1 pseudogene is annotated in these 532 nt (G+C 38.9%); it reads left to right on the top strand.

Features of this window, described 5'->3' with window-relative positions:
• Window positions 1-340: pseudogene (locus ACS8FD_RS24235) on the top strand (serine-type D-Ala-D-Ala carboxypeptidase); the annotation flags it as partial.
• Window positions 341-532 lie beyond the last annotated feature (192 nt).

A 532-nucleotide genomic window follows, 5' to 3' on the forward strand; every position in this document is an offset into this window, starting at 1 on the left:
TGGTCATTTTACTACAGTGACAAAAGCACCGTCTAATCAGTTTGTCAGTAAGTTACCAGTATGGTTTGGAGAGGCAGATGAGATAGAGCTGACAACAGGTGACACTCTACAAGTCTTAACCAGTAAAACACAAAAAAATAAGATTACTACAGTCGTTGATATCCCTGAAAGTATAGAAGCGCCTGTCAAAAAAGGTCAACAGATTGGTAAAATGTTGGCAGTCATTGATGGCAAGGCAGTGGCCTCAGTGCCTATTGTAGCCACCACTGATATCGAACAGTCAGGCTTTGTGAACCGGATGTGGCAGCATGTTGTACGCTGGGCACAGAACCTATTTTAAACTTACTAGAATAGTAATTGCTCCCTCATCTTAGATGAGCAGTAAATAAAAAAAGACGCTCTCATTTGGCGTCTTTTTTTATTTATGTGATATCTATTGGTTTAACATGTCACACCGAATACCTATTAAACCTTGTTAATTAACATTCTCATAGTAGTAAGTAGGTTATACCACCCATTTCTTCAAAAGAGC

This window comes from Psychrobacter sp. 1U2 (genome assembly GCF_051847575.1).